This window comes from Pseudomonas sp. NPDC012596 (assembly GCF_042902325.1).
Taxonomy (GTDB): domain Bacteria; phylum Pseudomonadota; class Gammaproteobacteria; order Pseudomonadales; family Pseudomonadaceae; genus Aquipseudomonas.
Genome location: NZ_JBIBEB010000012.1, coordinates 64,745 through 82,785, shown reverse-complemented (window position 1 = coordinate 82,785; position 18,041 = coordinate 64,745). Strand labels below are relative to the sequence as shown.

Genomic DNA, 18,041 nt, shown 5'->3' with positions numbered 1-18,041 from the left:
TTACGGCGCATTGCTTTGGCTACTACGCAGGTGGATGAAAAGAGGCGGCACTCTAGGCCAAGCCAGCTTGAGCCGTCAATTGCCGGGGCCGCTGCGTGGCCCATTCGCGGGGCAAGCCCGCTCCCACAGGTTCAGTGCTGACCCTGGATTCAGCCGGGCTCCTGTGGGAGCGGGCTTGCCCCGCGAATGGGCTGCAAAGCAGCCCATCAATCTCAGCGCTTACCGGTATTTGGCAGAAACACCGCCAACAAGCCGAACAATGGCAGGAACGAGCACAACCCATACACGTACTCGATGCCGCGCAAGTCCGCCAGGTACCCCAGCAACGCCGCACCAATGCCGCCGAAGCCGAACATCAGGCCGAAGAAGATCCCGGCAATCATGCCCACGCTGCCTGGCACCAGCTCCTGAGCATACACCACGATCGCCGAGAATGCCGACGCTAGGATGAAACCGATCACCACGCTCAGCACGGTGGTCCAGAACAGGTCGGCATACGGCAGCGCCAGCGTGAACGGCGCTACACCGAGGATCGAGAACCAGATCACCGCCTTGCGCCCGATGCGGTCACCGATTGGCCCGCCAAAGAAGGTACCCGCCGCCACCGCGCCCAGGAACAGGAACAGGTGCAGCTGCGAGCTGGCCACCGACAGGTCGAATTTCTCGATCAGGTAGAAGGTGAAGTAGCTGGTGAAACTGGCCATGTAGAAGTATTTGGAGAACACCAGCAGGCCCAGCACGATCAGCGCCGCGATCACCCGCTTGCGCGAGATGCCATGGCTGGCCTGCACCGCCTTGCGCGCCTTGGCCTGGCTAAGGTGCTCGGTGTACCAGCGGCGCAGCATCAGGGTCACGGCAAAGAACAGCAGCCCGGCTACGCCGAACCAGGCGACGTGGGTCTGGCCGAACGGGATGACGATGGCGGCCGCCAGTAACGGGCCAAAGGCTGAGCCTGCGTTGCCGCCCACCTGAAAGGTCGACTGCGCCAGCCCGAAACGCCCGCCCGAGGCCAGGCGCGCAATACGCGAAGTCTCCGGGTGGAAGGTCGACGAGCCGATCCCCACCAGCGCCGAGGCCAGCAGAATCATAGGGAAGCTGCCAACGAAGGCCAGCATGACGATCCCCACCAACGTGCACAGGGTGCCGAGCGGCAACAAGTTCGGCGTTGGGCGACGGTCGGTGAAAAAGCCCACCCAGGGTTGCAGCAGCGAGGCGGTGATCTGGAAGGTCAGGGTGATCAGGCCGATCTGGGCGAAACTCAGGTCGTAGTTGGCCTTGAGCATCGGGTAGATCGCCGGCAGCACCGACTGAATGAGGTCATTGATCAGGTGCGCCAGCGCGCAGAAGGTGATGATGCGCATCACCAGCGGGTTGGCTTGGCTAGCCGAGCCGGTGCTGGCGGTGGAGGTGCTGCTGATGGCCATGAGCTTGATTTCCGTCCGCAGGGTTGGGATCCGATTATCAGGAAACAAATGGATACATAGCTACCTTTTTATCCCTCCGTCACCGCGTACTTGTAAATGGTTCTCAATATATTTAGCATCCTCGGACTAATTTTCCCGTAATCGTTGGGCGAAACCGCCCTTTCGCGAGCACATCCTTATGAGCCCGATGCCCGCCACGCAGATTCAGGCTGACCCTCAGCAGGAAGCACTAGAATGGTTCTCCCGGCTGCGCCAACCCGGCTGCACTGAACGCGAGCGCCAGGCGTTCGCCGTTTGGTGCCAGGCCCCGCTCAACGCGCACGCCTATGCCGAGCTGGAGGCCTGTTGGCAGCAACTGCAGGTGCCGCCAGCACGGCCGCGGCCACGCCTTGTCAGTGCCCGCCGCAGCCACTTGAGCAAAGCGCTGGCCTTGCTGTTTCTGACAGCCTTGGCGGTGCTGGCGTATGTGTACTGGCCGCTGCTGCAACGCCTGGGCAGTGAGTTGCACACCGACGCGGGCGAACGGCGCAGCCTGCGCCTGGCCGACGGCTCGACGCTGCACCTGGACAGCGCCAGCGCGATAAATGTCGACCTGCGAGGGCGCACGCGGCTGCTGCATCTGGTGCAGGGCCAGGTCTACCTGGAAGTGATGCTAGACGGCCGCGCCCTGGAAGTGCAGGTGGACGATGCCCGCATTCAGGTATTCGGCACCCGCCTGATGGTGGCCCGCCACGCCGATCACGACGAACTGGTGGTGCTCAACGGCAAGGCCATGATCGTTCAGGGGGGCGATCAACGCATGGTGTCGGCCGGCGAACGGGTAATATTCACCGAAGCACGTATCAACCCTGTGCAAAAAGTCGATGTCAAAACCGCAGACGCCTGGCGTACTGGCCACCTTCGTGCCAGCGACATGCCCTTGGGTCAGGTGATCGAGCGCCTCGCCAGCTACCAGGGCCGCCGCGTATGGCTGATGGATGAACAAACGGCGTATCGGCGCGTGAGCGGTGACTTCAACCTCGACCGGCCCGGCGAAACCCTCGACGCACTGGCTAGCGAACAGCGATTGCAAGTGCACGCCGTGCTCGGGCAGTGGCTGATCGTCCAATAAAATCGGGCTTGGCGGCTAAGTTTTTGAAAGCGTGCAAATTTTTTTTGAAATGAGTGTTGACACAGGGGCCTCACAAGCGAATAATGCGCGCCATCGGCTACATAGCTCAGTTGGTTAGAGCATAGCATTCATAATGCTGGGGTCCGGGGTTCAAGTCCCTGTGTAGCCACCAAACTTGAAAAGGGCTTACCGCAAGGTAGGCCCTTTTCTTTTGCCCTCGATAAAGCTCAGCGCCCCTCCCCTCAACGTACACCAGCTACCACCACCGCCAGCCCCAAGCCAATCAGCGCCACACCGATCACCCGGTCGACCAAAACCTGCCGCTCGATCATTGCCTTGCGCAACCCCGCACTCGAGAAGAACACCGCCACCAGGCTGAACCACACCCAATGGGCAAATGACATGAATGCTCCGTAGGCGAAATCCAACCCCAGCGGTGTGCCCGGCTGCACGACCTGGGTGTAGGCGCTTACGACGAAGAGCATGGTCTTGGGGTTCAAGGCATTGGTGAGGAACCCTGTGCGCAGTGCCGGAAGCAGCCCGGTGGCCGATGGCTGCCCTTCAAGGCTGATGCGCGCGGTGTTGGTCAGCGACTGGTAACCCAGGTAGATCAGGTACCCCGCCCCGAGCACCTTCATGGCCAGGAATAGCAAAGGGCTCTGGCTGATGATTACGGCGATGCCCAGCACCGTGTACAGCACATGCACCTGCACCCCCAGGGCAATGCCCACCGCTGCCGCCAACCCGGCCTTGCGGCCTTGTGCATAACTGCTGCGGGTAACCATGGCGAAATCGGCCCCAGGGCTGATGACGGCCAGAAGCGTGAATAGAGCGACGGCAAGCAGTTCGGTCACGGGTGGGTCCTCGATAGACGATGAAAATGCACAGATGTACGCATTATCGAGGCCCAACAAATGGTGGAAAATCGATTTATAGTGAAGCAAATCCGCTAGCTTTTCTCACAGAGGTTTATTGCCCGTGCCCGCCCGTCGCGGGGCAAGCCCGCTCCCACACAGCCCTTACAATTACCCAAGGTGGTGTGAGGCTTGCCCCGCGAAGAGGCCCGCACTGGCAACCATGAAGCCCATGAAACTGCCACCCCTCACCGCCTTTCGTTACTTCGACATCGCCGCCGAGACCGAGAGCTTCGTGCGCGCCGCCGAGCGCCTGCACGTTACCCATGGCGCCGTCAGCCGTCAGGTGCGCCTGCTTGAAGAAAGCCTTGGCATCGCACTGTTCGAGCGGCGCAACCGGGCGATCTTCCTGACCCCGGCGGGCCGCGCACTGCAGGGCACAACCCAGGCCATTTTCGAGCAGCTGGAAGGCGCAGTGCAGCGCCTGCAGCAGCAGGAACGCGACAATGTGCTGGTGCTCTCGTGCGAACCGACCATCGCCATGCGCTGGCTGATCCCGCGCCTGCCCCGCTTTCATGCCGCTCACCCGGACCTGCAGCTGCATCTGGTGGCCGCCGGCGGGCCAATGGACTTTGCGCGCAGCGGCGTCGACCTGGCGCTGCGCCGCGATGACTTCCACTGGCCACCCGCGCTGCACACTTTAAGGATCTGCGATGAATGGATTGGCCCGGTCAACCGCGATGGCAGTACCGCGCTCGACGGCCAGCGCTTGCTGCACAGCAACACCCGGCCGAGCGCGTGGCCTGCCTGGCTGCGCCTGAGCGGCCAGCAGGCGCGGCACAGCCAGCGCAGCGACTACGAACATTTCTACCTGTCACTGCAGGCAGCCAGCGCCGGCCTGGGCTTGAGCATTGCCTCGGCACTGATGGTGCGTGACGAACTCGACAGCGGCCAGCTAGCAGCGCCGTTCGGTTTCCTGCGCGATGGCTCCGCTTATCACCTGCTGAGCCCGCACCCGCTGGATGACGGCGGCAAGCGCCAGCGCTTTGCCGAATGGGTGATTGGCGAAAGCCAGGCCTGCCTTGCTCAGCTGGGCCTGCTGCAGAACGACGACCCCGCACTGCCATCGCCGCCCCAGGTGCGATAACCCGCGGTGTCGACATGGATACGGCCTGACGGGTAACGCCCCAGGCCCATGTTCCAGGCCTGGCCATGCCGCTGCCAGAAGCTACACAACGGGTTGGGGTCAGCCCAGGCCGGCAGCAGGATATCGACCGCGAACGCTCGGGTATGGGCACTGCCCACGGCGCCGCCGGCGCAGCGGTTGAGGCTTGGATCGCGGTAGGCCGAGACCACTTCGAACTGGCGCAGGATACCCTCGTCATCCAGTGTCTTGATCAGCGCCAGCGTGGAACGCACCGCAGGCCAGTTGCCGGGCGGTGGCACTGCGAAGGGTGAAGCCTTGCACAGCCGCCAGTCCGAGGCCGAGCGCAGCAATTGGTGAATCGGCACTACGCCATACAGGCGGGCACCCACCAGCATCTCGCGAAAAGGCCGGGTCTGATGATCCCCGGCCCATTGCGCGAACATCCACAGGTCGCGCTCATCCGCCTGCGCCGCACCTGCGATCAACGCCAACGCCAGCAGCCAGCCTTTTGCACTTTTCATTACTGCTCCTGAGCACCGTCGCCAACCCTGGCGGCCTGAAAAGAGTTAAGCATGGTTAGGACTGACCCAGGTACGCCTGGGAGTGCGTGGGGCAGCTAGGTGCACGAAGGTATGTTTTGGGAGGGTTGGAGATCGAGCGCCGCCCGCGCGGCGCATCGCGGATAAATCCGCTCCTACATTTGTTGCAACGCGCCATGGCCTGATAGGCCATAGTCGTCAGCCTTGTTGGTACGGCGCGAAATTTCGGCTGGCGCTGCCGCCGCCCCGCAGGTCTTCAGCCATGCACCGAGACGAACAACCATGGCCTGACTGGAACGGCGCGTTGCAACAAATGTAGGAGCGGATTTATCCGCGATGCGCCCCGCGGGCGGCGCTCGATTTAGACAACGCTACAAGAATCAAGACGTGCATCATCGCCCTGCAAATGCCCACAGCCAGTCGACAAAGCAGGTCACTCTTCAAACAACGTACAAGCCATCACCAGCGCATCCTCGCGCCCACCCGCCACCGGATAGTAATCCCGCCGGCGGCCGATCTCGTTGAAGCCGTACCGCTCATACAACCGGTACGCCGACTGGTTGCTGGCCCGCACCTCCAGGAAGCACTCCCGCCCATTGAGCTGATACGCCCGCGCCATCAAATGTTCGAGCAAGCGCAGGCCCATGCCCCGCCCCTGGCTCTCCGGCTTGACGGTAATGTTCAGCAGGTGCGCCTCATCGATGATCACGTTGATCACGCCATGGCCGACTTGCTGCTGACCATCGAACATCAACCACACTTCGTAGGATTTGAGCGCATCCTGGAAGATCCCGCGGGTCCAGGGATGGCTGAACGCGGCATATTCGATCTTAAGCACGGCATCCAGATCCGCCTCGGTCATGGGGCGGAAACTGATCGATTCACTCATTCAACGCTCTTCCAGCGCGCCATCAGCTGGCGCATCGCTTGCCAGACGTCCGCCTTGCGGTGCGGCTCGTCCATCAACAATTCAAGGCCCGGCAACGCCCAGGCGTCGCCCAGGCCGTCGAGCTTCAGTACTTGGTAATACGCTTCGGTGTCGGCACTGGCGGCAAAGCGCAGGGCCGGCAGGCCGATCAGCCACAGGCAACTGCAAGGGGTTTCTTCGAGGCGCGCCTGGATGAAGCCTTTGACGAAATCTCGCGCAGCGTCCGGGCCCTGGTCCATGTTGCCGCGCACCAGCAGCGGCCAGCGCACCGGCTCGCCGATGATTTGCGGAGCGTCGGGCAAGCCAGCGGCGCGCAGCATGTCCTTGAGCAGCAGGTAGGACGGGTCGCGGCTCTGGAACGGTTGGCCGGTGGCCAGCTCGACCAGTAGCAGGCAACTGCCAGCGCGCAATAGTTGCAGCGAAAAGCGCGGCGGTGGCACCAGGGCCGGACGTGGCGCGCGGGCCTGCGCCTCGGGCTCGACCGGTTTGGCCACAGGCTTTGGCGTGTTGCCCGGGCGCGGGATTTCGATTTTCGGCCGCTCGCCGGAGCGCGCCTGCGGTACCGGCGGCGCGTCGTGGACGGCCGGTGCGGATGGCCTGATCTCGAATTCGGCTTCCTCGACCGGCACCTGCGGCAACAGCAGCTCGGGGCGCGACGGGGCGGCGAACGGCAGTTCGGCGCGCGGCAGCCAATGCACCACTTGCATGGCGGAAAGGTAGGCGCGGCGGCGGGACTCGGTCAGCAAGGCACGGGTATCCGGAGGGTTGAATCAATCGCGCATTCTAACGCTGTTGGCAGGCGAGCGCCGCAACTGGTCGGCAGAAAATTGCGGCATGCAGGGGCCTCATCGCCGGCAAGCCGGCTCCCACAGGGCTCGGTGGCGTACCTGTGGGAGCCGGCTTGCCGGCGATGAGGCCAGTGAATCCCTTAGCAAAATCAGGGGTAACTCCTCATTACAGACCAAGGGGTGAAATCCTCCCCCCGGGATGCAGTACAATCGCCCCCTTTTTACTTGGCAACGAGTAGACGCCAATGATCGAACCCAAGCGCGTCCTGCGCGCCCTAGCTGAACACTGGGCCCTGATCGAGCCGCTGTGCGAGCGTTTCGACCAAGGCACCCTGAGCCTGGTCGAACTGCGCCAGCAACTGGGCCGCCAGCAAGTGGAAAGCACGCCGCAGGACATCACCCAGCTGCTCGACGTGTGGATCCGCCTGGATATCCTGGTGCCGGTGGCCAAGAGCCCGAACCGCTTCGAGCTCAACGCCCAGATCCACGATTTCCTCGCCTACCTGCGCCGCGAGCACCGCCTGGGCCTGTGCCTGGAGATCGAGGCCTACCTGCGCCACCTGGAGCGCCTTGCCGGGCATATCCAGGATGCCTTCGACAACCGCGACAGCGACGACCTGGCGCGCCAATTGCGCCTGCTCGACATGCGCGTGCGCGACGTACTCAAGAAACTCGACAACGACGAACAGGCGCTGGTGGCCGTGGCCGAACGGGCCAAGACCAGCAACCGCCAGATCCCGTTGCGCCAGCGTTATGCCGAGGTACTGGCGACGTGGGATGAATACGTCGAGCCGATGATCCAGCTGGTCAACGCCGACGGCGCCTTCGAACAAGGCGTGCGCAAGGTCGAGACCGTGCTGCTGAAGCTGCTGGGCGAACAGGCGCGCCTGGGCCACCTGGTCGACGACGACATGCTGCTGCGCACCCACGCGCGCATCCTCGAGATGCAGACCAGCGCCCAGCTGACCCTGCGCCACGCCCGCGAACTGCTGCTGCCGCTGCGCGAAGAAGCGCGCCGGCACAACGCCGTGACCCGCGGCGCGGCGCTGGCCCTGTCGGTGATCCGCCGCAAAGGCATCGATGCCGTGCCGCACGCAGCCATGCCGCTGTTCACCCGCCCGCAAAGCACCTTCCTCGGCAGTGCCAGCCAGGTCGAGGCGTATGTCTACGCCCTCGCCCGCTTCGAGCCGAAACCGGCCAAGTTCCCCAAGGCGCACAAGACCCAGAACGGCCCGCTGCCGCGTGCGCCACGCACGGTCAAAGAAATGCTCGAACGCTGCGAGAATGCCCTGCCGCTGCCCGACCTGATGGTCTGGCTGCTGGACCAGGAGCCCGAAGGCGCCACCGACGAACTGCTGTACTGGTTCTCGCGCCTGTCGCGCGAGAAGCGCTTCAAGCGCGAACGCCTCGAACGCCGCGAATACACCACCCAGGAACACTTGGTCAGCCTGCGCTCGTTCGCCCTGACCTCCAGCCGCGAAGCGCCACCTGAAACCAACGCGAGCCCAGCCAATGCATCTTGATCTTTCCGAACTGTCCCAGCTCGCGCCGATCTTTCGCGAGCTGTTCAAAGGGTTCCATGTCAGCCGCCGCGACCCCGAGCTGTACGCCCAGCTGTCGAACTTCCAGGACCAGTACCGCACCCTGTTCAAGGCCCTGGGCTTCGAGCTGGTGTGCGATACCCGCGGCTTCTACTACTTCGTCCCCGAGCAGGCCGCAGCGCAGGTCAACAAGACCGCCCAGCGCCTTTCGCTGTTCACCTTCATCCTGGTCGAACACCTGGCCGACCAGGGCCGCGACCCGATGGCCGTGCTCGACGGCGGCAGCATTGGCCGCGACGAGCTGCCGTCGCTGCTGGAAAAGTACCGCGACCTGTTCCTGCAGGCCGAAGTGCAGACCGTCGACGAGCTGGAAGAAAAGATCATGCGCCGCATGACCCAGCTCGGCTTCGCCCACGAAGAAGGCGGCATCTACCGCTTCCTGCCGCCGATGCACCGCTTCCTCGACGTGTGCCTGTCGGTGCAGCAGGACCGCGACCTGGCCGCCACCCTGCACAGCGACCTGCCGCTGCCAACCCCGGTGCTGGTCGAAGAAGAAAGCCCGGAAGAACTGGCGCGCACGGACGACCCGCTCGACCTGGCGCCGTTTGAAATCGACGAAAGCGAAGAAGAGGCCTTGGCCCGGGCCATCCGCGAAGAGCAACAGGAGATTGACGCATGAGCCAGGAACGCTACGGCATCCGCCGCTTCGCACTGCTCAACACCGCCGGCTACAGCCTTGGCCTGTTCCCGCTGGAACACCCGCTGTCGGTCTACGGCGCCAACAACCTGGGCAAGTCGGCGTCGATCAATGCCCTGCAGTTCCCGATCCTGGCACGCATGTCCGACATGAGCTTCGGCAAGTACAGCCTGGAGCAGTCGCGCCGTTTCTACTTCGCCAGCGACACCTCTTACATCCTTTGCGAACTGAACCTGCCCCACGGCCCGCACGTGGTCGGCGTGGTCGGCCGCGGCCCGGGCGGCGGTTTCGGCCACCAGTTCTTCGCCTACAAAGGCGAGCTGGACCTGGCCCACTACCAGAAGAACGACACCTGCCTGCGCCAGAAAGAGCTGTTCACCAACCTCGAGCGCCTGGGCCTGAAGGCCTACGAGCTCAAGCCGGATGAACTGCGCCGGCTGCTGGTCGGCGGCCACACGTCGGTGCCGCTGGACCTGACCATGATCCCGCTGCGCTCGACCAGCGAGCAGAGCCTCAAGACATTCCGCGCACTGTTCATCAACCTGCTGCACATGCGCGAAATCACCGCCGCCAAGCTCAAGCAGCTGTTCCTCGACGCCTTCGAGCACAGCCTGCGCTCCGGCAGCGTCGACTACATTGCCGCCTGCGAAGAAGCCTTCCGCGACGTGCGCCGCATGGAGCAGGACTACAACGCCCTCGTCGCCGCCGGCCCGCTGGTCGAGGCCCTGGCCGGCGGCGTGGCCCAGCGCGACATCCTGCGCGGCAAGTTGCACCGCCTTTCGCCGCTGCTCGATAACCTGTTGGGCACCTGGCAGGAATACGCCATGGCGCGCAAGGAAGAGTTGGTGATCCAGGCCGAGCACTTCCGTGGCGAGCAAGACCGGCTGCAGAACGACCAGCGCGGCGGCACCCAGGAGCTGATGCGCCTGGAGCGTGAAATCACGGGCATCCAGCGCTGGCTCGGCGAGCTGTCGGTGCTCAAGCACCGCTTCGCCCTGGTCGACGACGTCAAGGTCCTCGAACAGCAACTGCTGGCGGCCAAGGATGCACACGACGAACTGGCCGGTGCCCTGGCGCAATCGCGACAGTTCTCCGCCGAAGACCTCGACGAGCGCGTGCGTGACCTGGAAAAACGCATGAAGCAGGTCAAGCAGCAACTCGACCACGCCGACAACAACAGCTATGCCCGCCTGCGCGAAGAGTTCTCGCAGGCCGACGTCGACCGCCTGATGCGCCTGTTCAACGGCGCGCTGTTCAGCCTGCCGTTGGGCGACCGCGGCATCGAGCTGGACGACAGCGACCTGTGGGTAAAATCGCTGGAAGCGGTACTCGATGGCTTCAAGGGCGAGCGTTTCGAGGCCCCGGGCATTTCCATAGATATCTCCCATATCGACCCGCCCGCCCTGCAGGCCTTGGCCGACCGCGCCGCCCTGCGCGATCAGAAGGACCGCCTGGAGCGCGAGCTCAAGCAGCTCAAGACCCAGCAGTCGGTAGCCGCAGACCGCACCGCCTCCAAGGCGCAGACCGAAGCCCTCTACCAACAGGTGCTGGATGCCCAGAAGGCCCTGGAAGACTACCGCCGCAGCGAAACCCTGGCCGCTGAAGAACCCGAGAAGCTGGAGCAACTGGCGCAGCTGGAAGCCGCCCAGGACGAGCTAAAGCGCTCCAGCGATGCCTTCACCGAACGCGTTCAGCAACTGTCGGCCAAGCTGCAACTGGTCGGCCGCCAGATCGGCGACCTGGAGTCCAAACAGCGCACGCTGGAAGACGCCTTGCGCCGTCGCCAACTGCTACCGGCCGACCTGCCGTTCGGCACGCCGTTCATGGAGGCGGTCGATGACTCCATGGACAACCTGCTGCCGCTGCTCAACGACTACCAGGACAGCTGGCAGGGCTTGCAGCGCGTCGACAACCAGATCGAGGCGCTGTACGCCCAGGTGCGCCTGAAGGGCGTGGCCAAGTTCGACAGCGAAGACGACATGGAGCGCCGCCTGCAGCTGCTGGTGAACGCTTACGCGCACCGCACCGACGAAGCCCTGACCCTGGCCAAGGCGCGCCGCGCCGCGGTCACCGACATTGCCCGGACCCTGCGCAACATCCGCAGCGACTACGACAGCCTCGAGCACCAGCTGGCCCTGTTCAACCGCGAGATCAACAAGCGCCAAGTGTCCAACCTGGAGAGCTTCCGCGTGGTGCTGGCGCCGAACAAGGAAGCGCTCAAGCATATCGACCAGATCATCCACAGCGCCGGCCAGTACGAGGAAGGCGAGACCCTGTCGGTATTCGACCTGACGCAGAACTCGGACCAGGACCACAAGAACGAAGAGGCCAAGGAATACCTGGCACGGCTGGTGGCGGCCAACCATAACCAGTTGGGCCTCAAAGACCTGTTCGAGCTCGCGTTCGAGATCACCAAGATCAACAGCCAGCCGGTGATCCACGCCGACATCGACGGCGCCGCGTCCAACGGCACCACCATGACCATCAAGGCGCTGACCAACATGTACTTGTTGCTGCACCTGATGGACCGCGACCTGGCCGGGCGCATTCGCCTGCCGTACTACCTGGACGAAGCGGCGGACATCGACGAACGCAACCAGGCGGCACTGCTGGAGACCAGTCTGCAGCTGGGCTTCGTGCCGATTCTGGCGAGCGTGAAGCCGCAGGTGTCGGCGCACGTGGCGATCGACCTGGAAGGCGGTAGCGGGCCGAATGGCATCTACATCGACGAAGCGGACTGGAAGTTCATCAGCCCACGGGATGTGGAGAAGGCGGTTGTGCGCAAGGATCAGGCTGAGGAGTTGGCCTGAGTCTGGAGTAATGGGGCCGCTTTGCGGCCCTTTCGCCGGCAAGCCGGCTCCCACAGGGATCTCCACAGCCTTCAAGAGCAGTGATAACCCTGTGGGAGCTGGCAAGCCGGCTCCCACAGGGATCTCCACAGCCTTCAAGGGCAGTGATAACCCTGTGGGAGCTGGCTTGCCAGCGATTGGAGGCCAAAGGCCTCCCGATTACATCAATGCGCCCAAGGCAAGATCGGGATGGCCGTCACCGCATTCTGCGGGCTACCTTCGATCATGCGGTCGCTGTACACCAGGTACACCAGCGTATTGCGCTTCTTGTCCAGGAAGCGCACCACCTGCATGGTCTTGAACACCAGCGAGGTGCGCTCCTTGAACACTTCCTCGCCGTCCTTCAACTCACCCTTGAAGCTGATCGGCCCGACCTGGCGGCAGGCGATCGACGCCTCCGCACGGTCTTCTGCCAGGCCCAGCCCACCTTTCATGCCGCCCGTCTTGGCACGCGACAGGTAGCAGGTCACACCATCGACCTTGGGGTCATCGAAAGCCTCGACCACAATGCGGTCGTTCGGCCCGAGGAACTTGAACACGGTCGACACCTGGCCGACCTCCTCTGCCCCGGCCAGCATCGGCAACGCCAGCGCCGACACGGCAATTACACGCTTGAGCAGGTTCATACCAGCACCAGGTTGTCGCGGTGCACCAGCTCCGGCTCGGCACTGTAACCGAGCAGCGACTCGATGGCCTCGGACGACTGGCCGATGATTTTCTGGGCTTCAAGTGCGCTGTAGTTGGCCAACCCGCGCGCCACTTCAAGGCCGTCCGGGCCCACGCAGACGACCATCTCGCCGCGACGGAAGCTGCCTTGCACGGTCTTCACGCCAACCGGCAGCAGGCTCTTGTTGGCTTGACGCAAGGCCTGCACGGCACCGGCGTCGAGCACCAGGGTGCCACGGGTTTGCAGGTGGCCAGCCAGCCACTGCTTGCGCGCTGCCAGCATGCCGCGCTCGGGCGATAGCAAGGTGCCCAGGCGCTCGCCGGCCTTCAGGCGGTCCAGCACACGCTCGATGCGGCCACCAATGATGATGGTGTGGGCACCGGAACGGGCGGCCAGGCGCGCAGCGCGCAACTTGGTCTGCATGCCACCACGCCCCAGGGCGCCACCGGTACCGCCAGCCACGGCGTCAAGCGACGGGTCATCGGCACGGGCTTCGTAGATCAGCTGGGCTTCGGGGTTGTTGCGCGGGTCGGCGTCAAACATGCCGTCACGGTCGGTGAGGATGACGAGCAGGTCGGCTTCGACCAGGTTGGCCACCAGCGCGGCCAGCGTGTCGTTGTCGCCGAAGCGGATTTCGTCGGTGACCACGGTGTCGTTTTCGTTGATCACCGGCACTACACCCAGGTCGACCAGCGTGCGCAGGGTGCTGCGGGCATTGAGGTAACGCTTGCGGTCGGACAGGTCGTCGTGGGTCAGAAGGATCTGCGCGGTGTGCTTGCCGTGCTCGCCGAAGCTCGACTCCCAGGCTTGCACCAGGCGCATCTGGCCGATCGAAGCAGCGGCCTGCAGCTCGTTCATCGCGCTCGGTCGCGAAGTCCAGCCCAGCTGGCTCATGCCGGCTGCCACGGCCCCGGAGGAGACCAGTACCAACTCCACGCCTGCTTCACGCAGCGCGACCATCTGCTCGACCCACACGGCCATGGCGCCGCGGTCGAGGCCTTTGCCATCCGCCGTGAGCAGCGCACTGCCGATCTTCACGACCCAGCGCTTGGCGCCAGTCACCTTGCTTCGCATCTTCTCTTCCAACCTATGTCGAATCTGTAGATACCGTAGATACAAAAACGCCGCTCCAGAGAGCGGCGTTTAGTGTACTGCAACCGGTCAGTCGCGCACGTAAATGATTTCCGGGCCGTCTTCGTCGTCCTCGAAATCGTCATCCCATGCATCGTCGTCGCCGATGTCGTGCACGCTCTTGACGCCGGTACGACGCAGGGTACGGGCGTCGTCCAGGGCCTGCAGCTGGGCACGGGCTTCGTCTTCGATGCGCTGGTCGAGTTCGGCCAGTTCTTCGGCGTAGGCCGGGTCGTTGGCCAGGCGGTCGGCGCGGTCTTCGATGTAGCGCATCAGGTCGTGGCTGAGCTGCTCGGTGCCTTGCTTGGAGATCGCCGAGATCACGTAGACCGGGCCTTCCCACTGCAGGCGCTCGACCACTTCCTTGACCCGCTCGTCGCGCTCGTCGTCCATCAGCATGTCCGACTTGTTCAGCACCAGCCAGCGCTCACGGTCGGTCAGCGACGGGCTGAAGCGGGTCAGCTCGTTGATGATTACTTCGGCGGCATCGGCCGGGCTGCTGCCGTCCAGCGGCGCCAGGTCGACCAGGTGCAGCAGCACGCGGGTACGCGCCAGGTGCTTGAGGAAGCGGATACCCAGGCCGGCACCGTCGGATGCGCCTTCGATCAGGCCGGGGATGTCGGCGATGACGAAGCTCTTCCAGCGGTCGACGCTGACCACGCCCAAGTTTGGCACGAGGGTGGTGAACGGGTAGTCGGCGACTTTCGGCTTGGCGGCCGATACCGAACGGATGAAGGTGCTCTTGCCGGCATTTGGCAGGCCCAGCAGGCCAACGTCGGCCAGGACCTTCAGCTCCATCTTCAGGTCGCGCTGGTCACCCGGCTTGCCTGGGGTGGTCTGGCGCGGCGCACGGTTGGTGCTGGATTTGAAACGGGTGTTGCCCAGGCCGTGCCAGCCGCCTTGGGCGACCATCAGCTTCTGGCCTGGGGTAACCAGGTCGCCGATCACTTCCTGAGTGGACGCGTCGATCACCGTAGTGCCGACCGGCACGCGCAGGAACAGGTCTTCACCCTTCTTGCCGGTGCAATCGGTGCTGCCACCGTTGGAGCCGCGCTGGGCTTCGTGGTGACGGGTGTAGCGGTAATCGACCAGGGTATTGAGGTTTTCGTCGGCCACCATGTACACCGAACCACCATCGCCACCGTCGCCGCCGTTGGGGCCACCGTTCTCGATGAATTTCTCGCGACGGAAGCTCATGCAACCGTTGCCGCCGTCACCGGCTTTGACCCGAATCGATACTTCGTCAACAAACTTCATTTAAAACCGCCCCTCGCCTTCCGGCGAGCTGAATACTTGAAAAACCTGAGGCTCTTGCAAAAATGAGCGCGGCGGCCCCGTACGACCGTAGAAACCCACGCCGGCAGCCCATACAAACAGCTTTGCAAGAGGCTCACCACAAACGAAAAAGCCCCGTCGCATGACGGGGCTTCTGGAGCGACGTCGCGATTAAGCGGCGACGATGCTCACGTAACGGCGGTTGAACTCGCCTTTCTTCTCGAACTTGATCACGCCTTCGATCTTGGCGAACAGGGTGTGATCCTTGCCCATGCCAACGCCGTAGCCGGCGTGGAACTGGGTGCCGCGCTGACGGACGATGATGTTGCCGGCCTTGACGACCTGGCTGCCATACATCTTCACGCCAAGGCGTTTCGATTCTGAGTCGCGACCGTTACGGGTACTACCACCAGCCTTCTTGTGAGCCATGGTTCAATTCTCCAAATAAATTCAGGGGATCTAGGGGATTAAGCCTGGATGCCGGTGATTTTGATCTCGGTGAACCACTGGCGGTGGCCCATACGCTTCATGTGGTGCTTACGACGACGGAACTTGATGATGCGTACTTTATCGTGACGGCCTTGCGAAACGACTTCGGCAACAACTTTAGCGCCAGCGACGACTGGAGCGCCGATGGTGACTTCTTCACCGTTGGCAACCAGCAGAACGCGATCGAAGGTCACGGATTCGCCAGTGGCGACTTCCAGTTTTTCGATCTTGAGGAATTCACCTTCAGCGACTTTGTACTGCTTGCCGCCGGTAACGATTACTGCGTAAGACATGGGTATTTCTCCGATAATCCTGCTCACCCAGCGCTTTATATATTGAGTATTGGCTGGCATGGCTGCATGGGGCTGGAACGGCCCGGTGCAATTGCGTAAGGCAGGTGCTGCCCAGGAAGTTAGGGTGCGCGATTGTACGCAACCCGGGTTTTGCTTGCAAGTACCGGCCCCGCCGCCCGGGCACCGCGCCTTGACACCACGGGACCCGCGACCTAGCATGCCGCGCAACCTCAATGGAGCAGCCGATGCAACCCCAAACCTTCTACCGCGCGGTAGCTGACGATTTCAGCGCCGTCGACGAGATCATCAAGAAGCAGCTGACCTCGCGCGTGCCGCTGGTATCGAAGATCGGCGACTATATCACGTCCGCCGGTGGCAAGCGCCTGCGCCCCCTGCTGGTGCTGCTGTGCGGCAAGGCCCTGGGCCGCGAAGGCGACGACCTGCGCCTGCTGGCCGCGACCATCGAGTTCCTGCACACCGCCACCCTGCTGCATGACGATGTGGTCGACATGTCGGGCATGCGCCGCGGCCGTTCCACCGCCAACGCACTGTGGGGCAACGCGCCGAGCGTGCTGGTGGGCGACTTCCTTTACTCGCGCTCGTTCGAAATGATGGTCGAACTGGGCTCGATGCCGGTCATGCAGATCCTCTCCAAGGCCACCCGGGTGATTGCCGAGGGTGAAGTGCTGCAGCTGTCGCGCGTGCGCGATGCCAGCACCACCGAAGAGGTGTACATGGAGGTCATCCGCGGCAAGACCGCGATGCTGTTCGAGGCCTCGACCCACAGCGCCGCCGCGCTGGCCGAAGCCACCGACGAGCAGCGCGAGGCCCTGCGTACCTTCGGTGACCACCTGGGTGTGGCCTTCCAGCTGGTCGACGACCTGCTCGACTACAAAGGTGACTCGGAAACCCTGGGCAAGAACGTCGGCGACGACCTGGCCGAAGGCAAGCCTACCCTGCCGCTGATCTACACCATGCGTGAAGGCACGCCTGAGCAGGCGGCACTGGTGCGCAAGGCAATCCAGAAAGGTGGCCTGGAAGACCTGGAGCAGATCCGCGTAGCGGTCGAGGCTTCTGGCGCTCTGGACTACACCGCGCAAATGGCGCGCGATTACGTCAAGCGGGCCATTGTCTGCCTGGAAGTGCTGCCGGCCAGTGAATACCGGGATGCGCTGGTTGAGCTGAGTGAGTTTGCGGTCGCGCGTACACACTAAGCCAGCATCGCCCTCTTCGCGGGACAAGCCCGCTCCCACAGGTTATCCACCAAGCTCAAGGCAGAGGTGTAACTGTGGGAGCGGGCTTGTCCCGCGAATGCTTTTGTACAGACAAAACATTTCCCGGCTAAAACCTTATACAATATGGGCCTTTAACCGCCTGTCTGTTTAAGGAACCGAAGTGAGTACTCTGCCAGCCTGCCCAAAATGCAATTCCGAATACACCTATGAGGATGGCACTCAGCTGATCTGCCCAGAATGCGCCCACGAGTGGTCGGCCAACGGCGAAGCTGATGCTGCCAGCGATGACGTGGTGAAAAAGGATTCGGTCGGCAACGTGCTGCAGGATGGCGACACCGTCACCGTGATCAAGGACCTCAAGGTCAAGGGCTCCTCCCTGGTGGTCAAGGTCGGCACCAAGGTCAAGAACATCCGCCTGTGCGACGGTGACCACGATATCGACTGCAAGATCGACGGCATCGGTGCCATGAAGTTGAAGTCGGAATTCGTGCGAAAGGTCTGATTTTAGTGTGCGACGGGGCTGCCAGACGGTGGCCCTGACAGATCCTGCAACAGGGTCAGCCGCACCATTCGGAAGAATTCTTCCAATAGTCTCTTGCTATTTTGATAATAAGAATTATTCTCATTGGAACTGCTATCCAAGGAGAATAGCCATGACTTATCTGATCGACGCCTGGCTGGACCGCCCCCACCCTTACCTGCGCATCTTGCACCGCGAGACTGGCGAAGTGTGCGCCGTACTCGAGGAAGAAGCGCTCGATGAACTGCGCGACCAGGGCGACCTGGACCTGCAGGGTTTGAATTCGAGTGAGCCGGTGGTGCTCAAGGAGCTGGTGCGCAATCTGTTCCTGTTCTGCTATGCGCGGGCCTTGCGCCCGGTGGGAACAGACTGGAATTGAGGCCGGCAGCACCGGCCTCATCGCCGGCAAGCCGGCTCCCACAGGGTACAGTGCAACCCTCAAGGTACAATGCAGCCCTCAGGTACAGTGCAACCCTTAGGTACAGCACAACCCTCAGGTACAGCACAACCCTCAGGTATTGCGCGGTCCTTGTGGGAGCCGGCTTGCCGGCGA

At 63.1% G+C, this 18,041-nt stretch carries 18 protein-coding genes and 1 tRNA gene; 9 read left to right on the top strand and 10 right to left on the bottom strand.

The window, feature by feature from the left end; all coding sequences use genetic code 11:
- Positions 1-212 precede the first annotated feature (212 nt).
- Positions 213-1,424 carry an MFS transporter gene (locus ACFY68_RS15970; protein WP_387529015.1) on the bottom strand — a complete coding sequence of 404 codons (1,212 nt, stop codon included), beginning with the start codon at positions 1,422-1,424 and terminating at the stop codon, positions 213-215.
- Positions 1,425-1,602: 178 nt separating this feature from the next.
- On the opposite strand from ACFY68_RS15970, the gene ACFY68_RS15965 reads away from it, so the two are divergent.
- Together ACFY68_RS15965 and ACFY68_RS15960 are read left to right on the top strand one after the other, a co-directional pair.
- On the top strand, positions 1,603-2,535 hold the full coding sequence (locus tag ACFY68_RS15965) for a FecR family protein (protein WP_387529012.1): 933 nt from the start codon (positions 1,603-1,605) through the stop codon (positions 2,533-2,535).
- A 95-nt stretch (positions 2,536-2,630) separates the two neighbouring features.
- Positions 2,631-2,707 (top strand) — tRNA-Met (locus ACFY68_RS15960).
- A gap of 70 nt (positions 2,708-2,777) precedes the next feature.
- Here ACFY68_RS15960 and ACFY68_RS15955 read toward each other — a convergent pair.
- Complete coding sequence (locus ACFY68_RS15955) at positions 2,778-3,389, bottom strand: LysE family translocator (RefSeq protein WP_387529010.1); 612 nt, start codon at positions 3,387-3,389, stop codon at positions 2,778-2,780.
- 232 nt (positions 3,390-3,621) lie between these two features.
- Here ACFY68_RS15955 and ACFY68_RS15950 point away from each other — a divergent pair, with 232 nt between their 5' ends.
- Complete coding sequence (locus tag ACFY68_RS15950) at positions 3,622-4,536, top strand: LysR substrate-binding domain-containing protein (RefSeq protein WP_387529007.1); 915 nt, start codon at positions 3,622-3,624, stop codon at positions 4,534-4,536.
- Here ACFY68_RS15950 and ACFY68_RS15945 read toward each other — a convergent pair.
- The 3 genes from ACFY68_RS15945 to ACFY68_RS15935 form a co-directional block, all read right to left on the bottom strand.
- A complete protein-coding gene (locus ACFY68_RS15945; RefSeq protein ID WP_387529004.1) occupies positions 4,476-5,057 on the bottom strand; it encodes a D-Ala-D-Ala carboxypeptidase family metallohydrolase in 582 nt (193 codons plus the stop codon). The genes ACFY68_RS15950 and ACFY68_RS15945 overlap by 61 nt on opposite strands.
- A gap of 451 nt (positions 5,058-5,508) precedes the next feature.
- Positions 5,509-5,964: a ribosomal protein S18-alanine N-acetyltransferase gene (gene rimI, locus ACFY68_RS15940; protein ID WP_387529001.1), complete on the bottom strand. Its 456-nt coding sequence runs from the start codon at positions 5,962-5,964 to the stop codon at positions 5,509-5,511.
- Positions 5,961-6,749: an energy transducer TonB gene (locus ACFY68_RS15935; protein WP_387528998.1), complete on the bottom strand. Its 789-nt coding sequence runs from the start codon at positions 6,747-6,749 to the stop codon at positions 5,961-5,963. Before ACFY68_RS15935 ends, rimI begins: the two co-directional genes overlap by 4 nt.
- A gap of 287 nt (positions 6,750-7,036) precedes the next feature.
- On the opposite strand from ACFY68_RS15935, the gene mksB reads away from it, so the two are divergent.
- The 3 genes from mksB to mksF are packed head-to-tail and all read left to right on the top strand — an operon-like array spanning position 7,037 to position 11,839.
- Positions 7,037-8,314: an Mks condensin complex protein MksB gene (mksB, locus tag ACFY68_RS15930; RefSeq protein ID WP_387528995.1), complete on the top strand. Its 1,278-nt coding sequence runs from the start codon at positions 7,037-7,039 to the stop codon at positions 8,312-8,314.
- Positions 8,304-9,011, top strand: a complete 708-nt coding sequence (gene mksE, locus ACFY68_RS15925) for an Mks condensin complex protein MksE (protein ID WP_387528992.1) — start codon at positions 8,304-8,306, stop codon at positions 9,009-9,011. Before mksB ends, mksE begins: the two co-directional genes overlap by 11 nt.
- A complete protein-coding gene (gene mksF, locus ACFY68_RS15920) occupies positions 9,008-11,839 on the top strand; it encodes an Mks condensin complex protein MksF (RefSeq protein WP_387528989.1) in 2,832 nt (943 codons plus the stop codon). The genes mksE and mksF overlap by 4 nt, the downstream gene beginning before the upstream one ends.
- A gap of 203 nt (positions 11,840-12,042) precedes the next feature.
- On the opposite strand, the gene ACFY68_RS15915 is transcribed toward mksF, so the two are convergent.
- The 5 genes from ACFY68_RS15915 to rplU all read right to left on the bottom strand — a co-directional run bounded on the left by ACFY68_RS15915 (position 12,043) and on the right by rplU (position 15,733).
- Positions 12,043-12,504, bottom strand: coding sequence for a CreA family protein (locus ACFY68_RS15915; RefSeq protein ID WP_387528986.1), 462 nt, complete (start codon positions 12,502-12,504; stop codon positions 12,043-12,045).
- Positions 12,501-13,619 (bottom strand): glutamate 5-kinase, encoded by a 1,119-nt coding sequence (gene proB, locus ACFY68_RS15910; protein WP_346614858.1) that lies wholly within the window; start codon positions 13,617-13,619, stop codon positions 12,501-12,503. The genes ACFY68_RS15915 and proB overlap by 4 nt, the downstream gene beginning before the upstream one ends.
- A gap of 87 nt (positions 13,620-13,706) precedes the next feature.
- Positions 13,707-14,933 (bottom strand): Obg family GTPase CgtA, encoded by a 1,227-nt coding sequence (gene cgtA / locus ACFY68_RS15905; RefSeq protein WP_387528982.1) that lies wholly within the window; start codon positions 14,931-14,933, stop codon positions 13,707-13,709.
- A gap of 189 nt (positions 14,934-15,122) precedes the next feature.
- Entirely contained in the window at positions 15,123-15,380 is a 258-nt protein-coding gene (gene rpmA, locus ACFY68_RS15900; protein WP_008092023.1) for a 50S ribosomal protein L27, read from the bottom strand.
- A gap of 38 nt (positions 15,381-15,418) precedes the next feature.
- Entirely contained in the window at positions 15,419-15,733 is a 315-nt protein-coding gene (gene rplU / locus ACFY68_RS15895; RefSeq protein ID WP_003247466.1) for a 50S ribosomal protein L21, read from the bottom strand.
- Between the two features lie 245 nt (positions 15,734-15,978).
- Between rplU and ACFY68_RS15890 the strand changes: the two genes are divergently transcribed.
- The 3 genes from ACFY68_RS15890 (at position 15,979) to ACFY68_RS15880 (ending at position 17,867) form a co-directional block, all read left to right on the top strand.
- A complete protein-coding gene (locus ACFY68_RS15890) occupies positions 15,979-16,947 on the top strand; it encodes a polyprenyl synthetase family protein (protein ID WP_387528977.1) in 969 nt (322 codons plus the stop codon).
- Positions 16,948-17,128: 181 nt separating this feature from the next.
- The gene (locus ACFY68_RS15885) at positions 17,129-17,470 is read left to right on the top strand and encodes a zinc ribbon domain-containing protein YjdM (protein ID WP_346614855.1); all 342 of its coding nucleotides are present in this window, start codon (positions 17,129-17,131) and stop codon (positions 17,468-17,470) included.
- 151 nt (positions 17,471-17,621) lie between these two features.
- Positions 17,622-17,867, top strand: coding sequence for a hypothetical protein (locus ACFY68_RS15880; protein ID WP_346614854.1), 246 nt, complete (start codon positions 17,622-17,624; stop codon positions 17,865-17,867).
- The last annotated feature ends 174 nt before the right edge of the window (positions 17,868-18,041 follow it).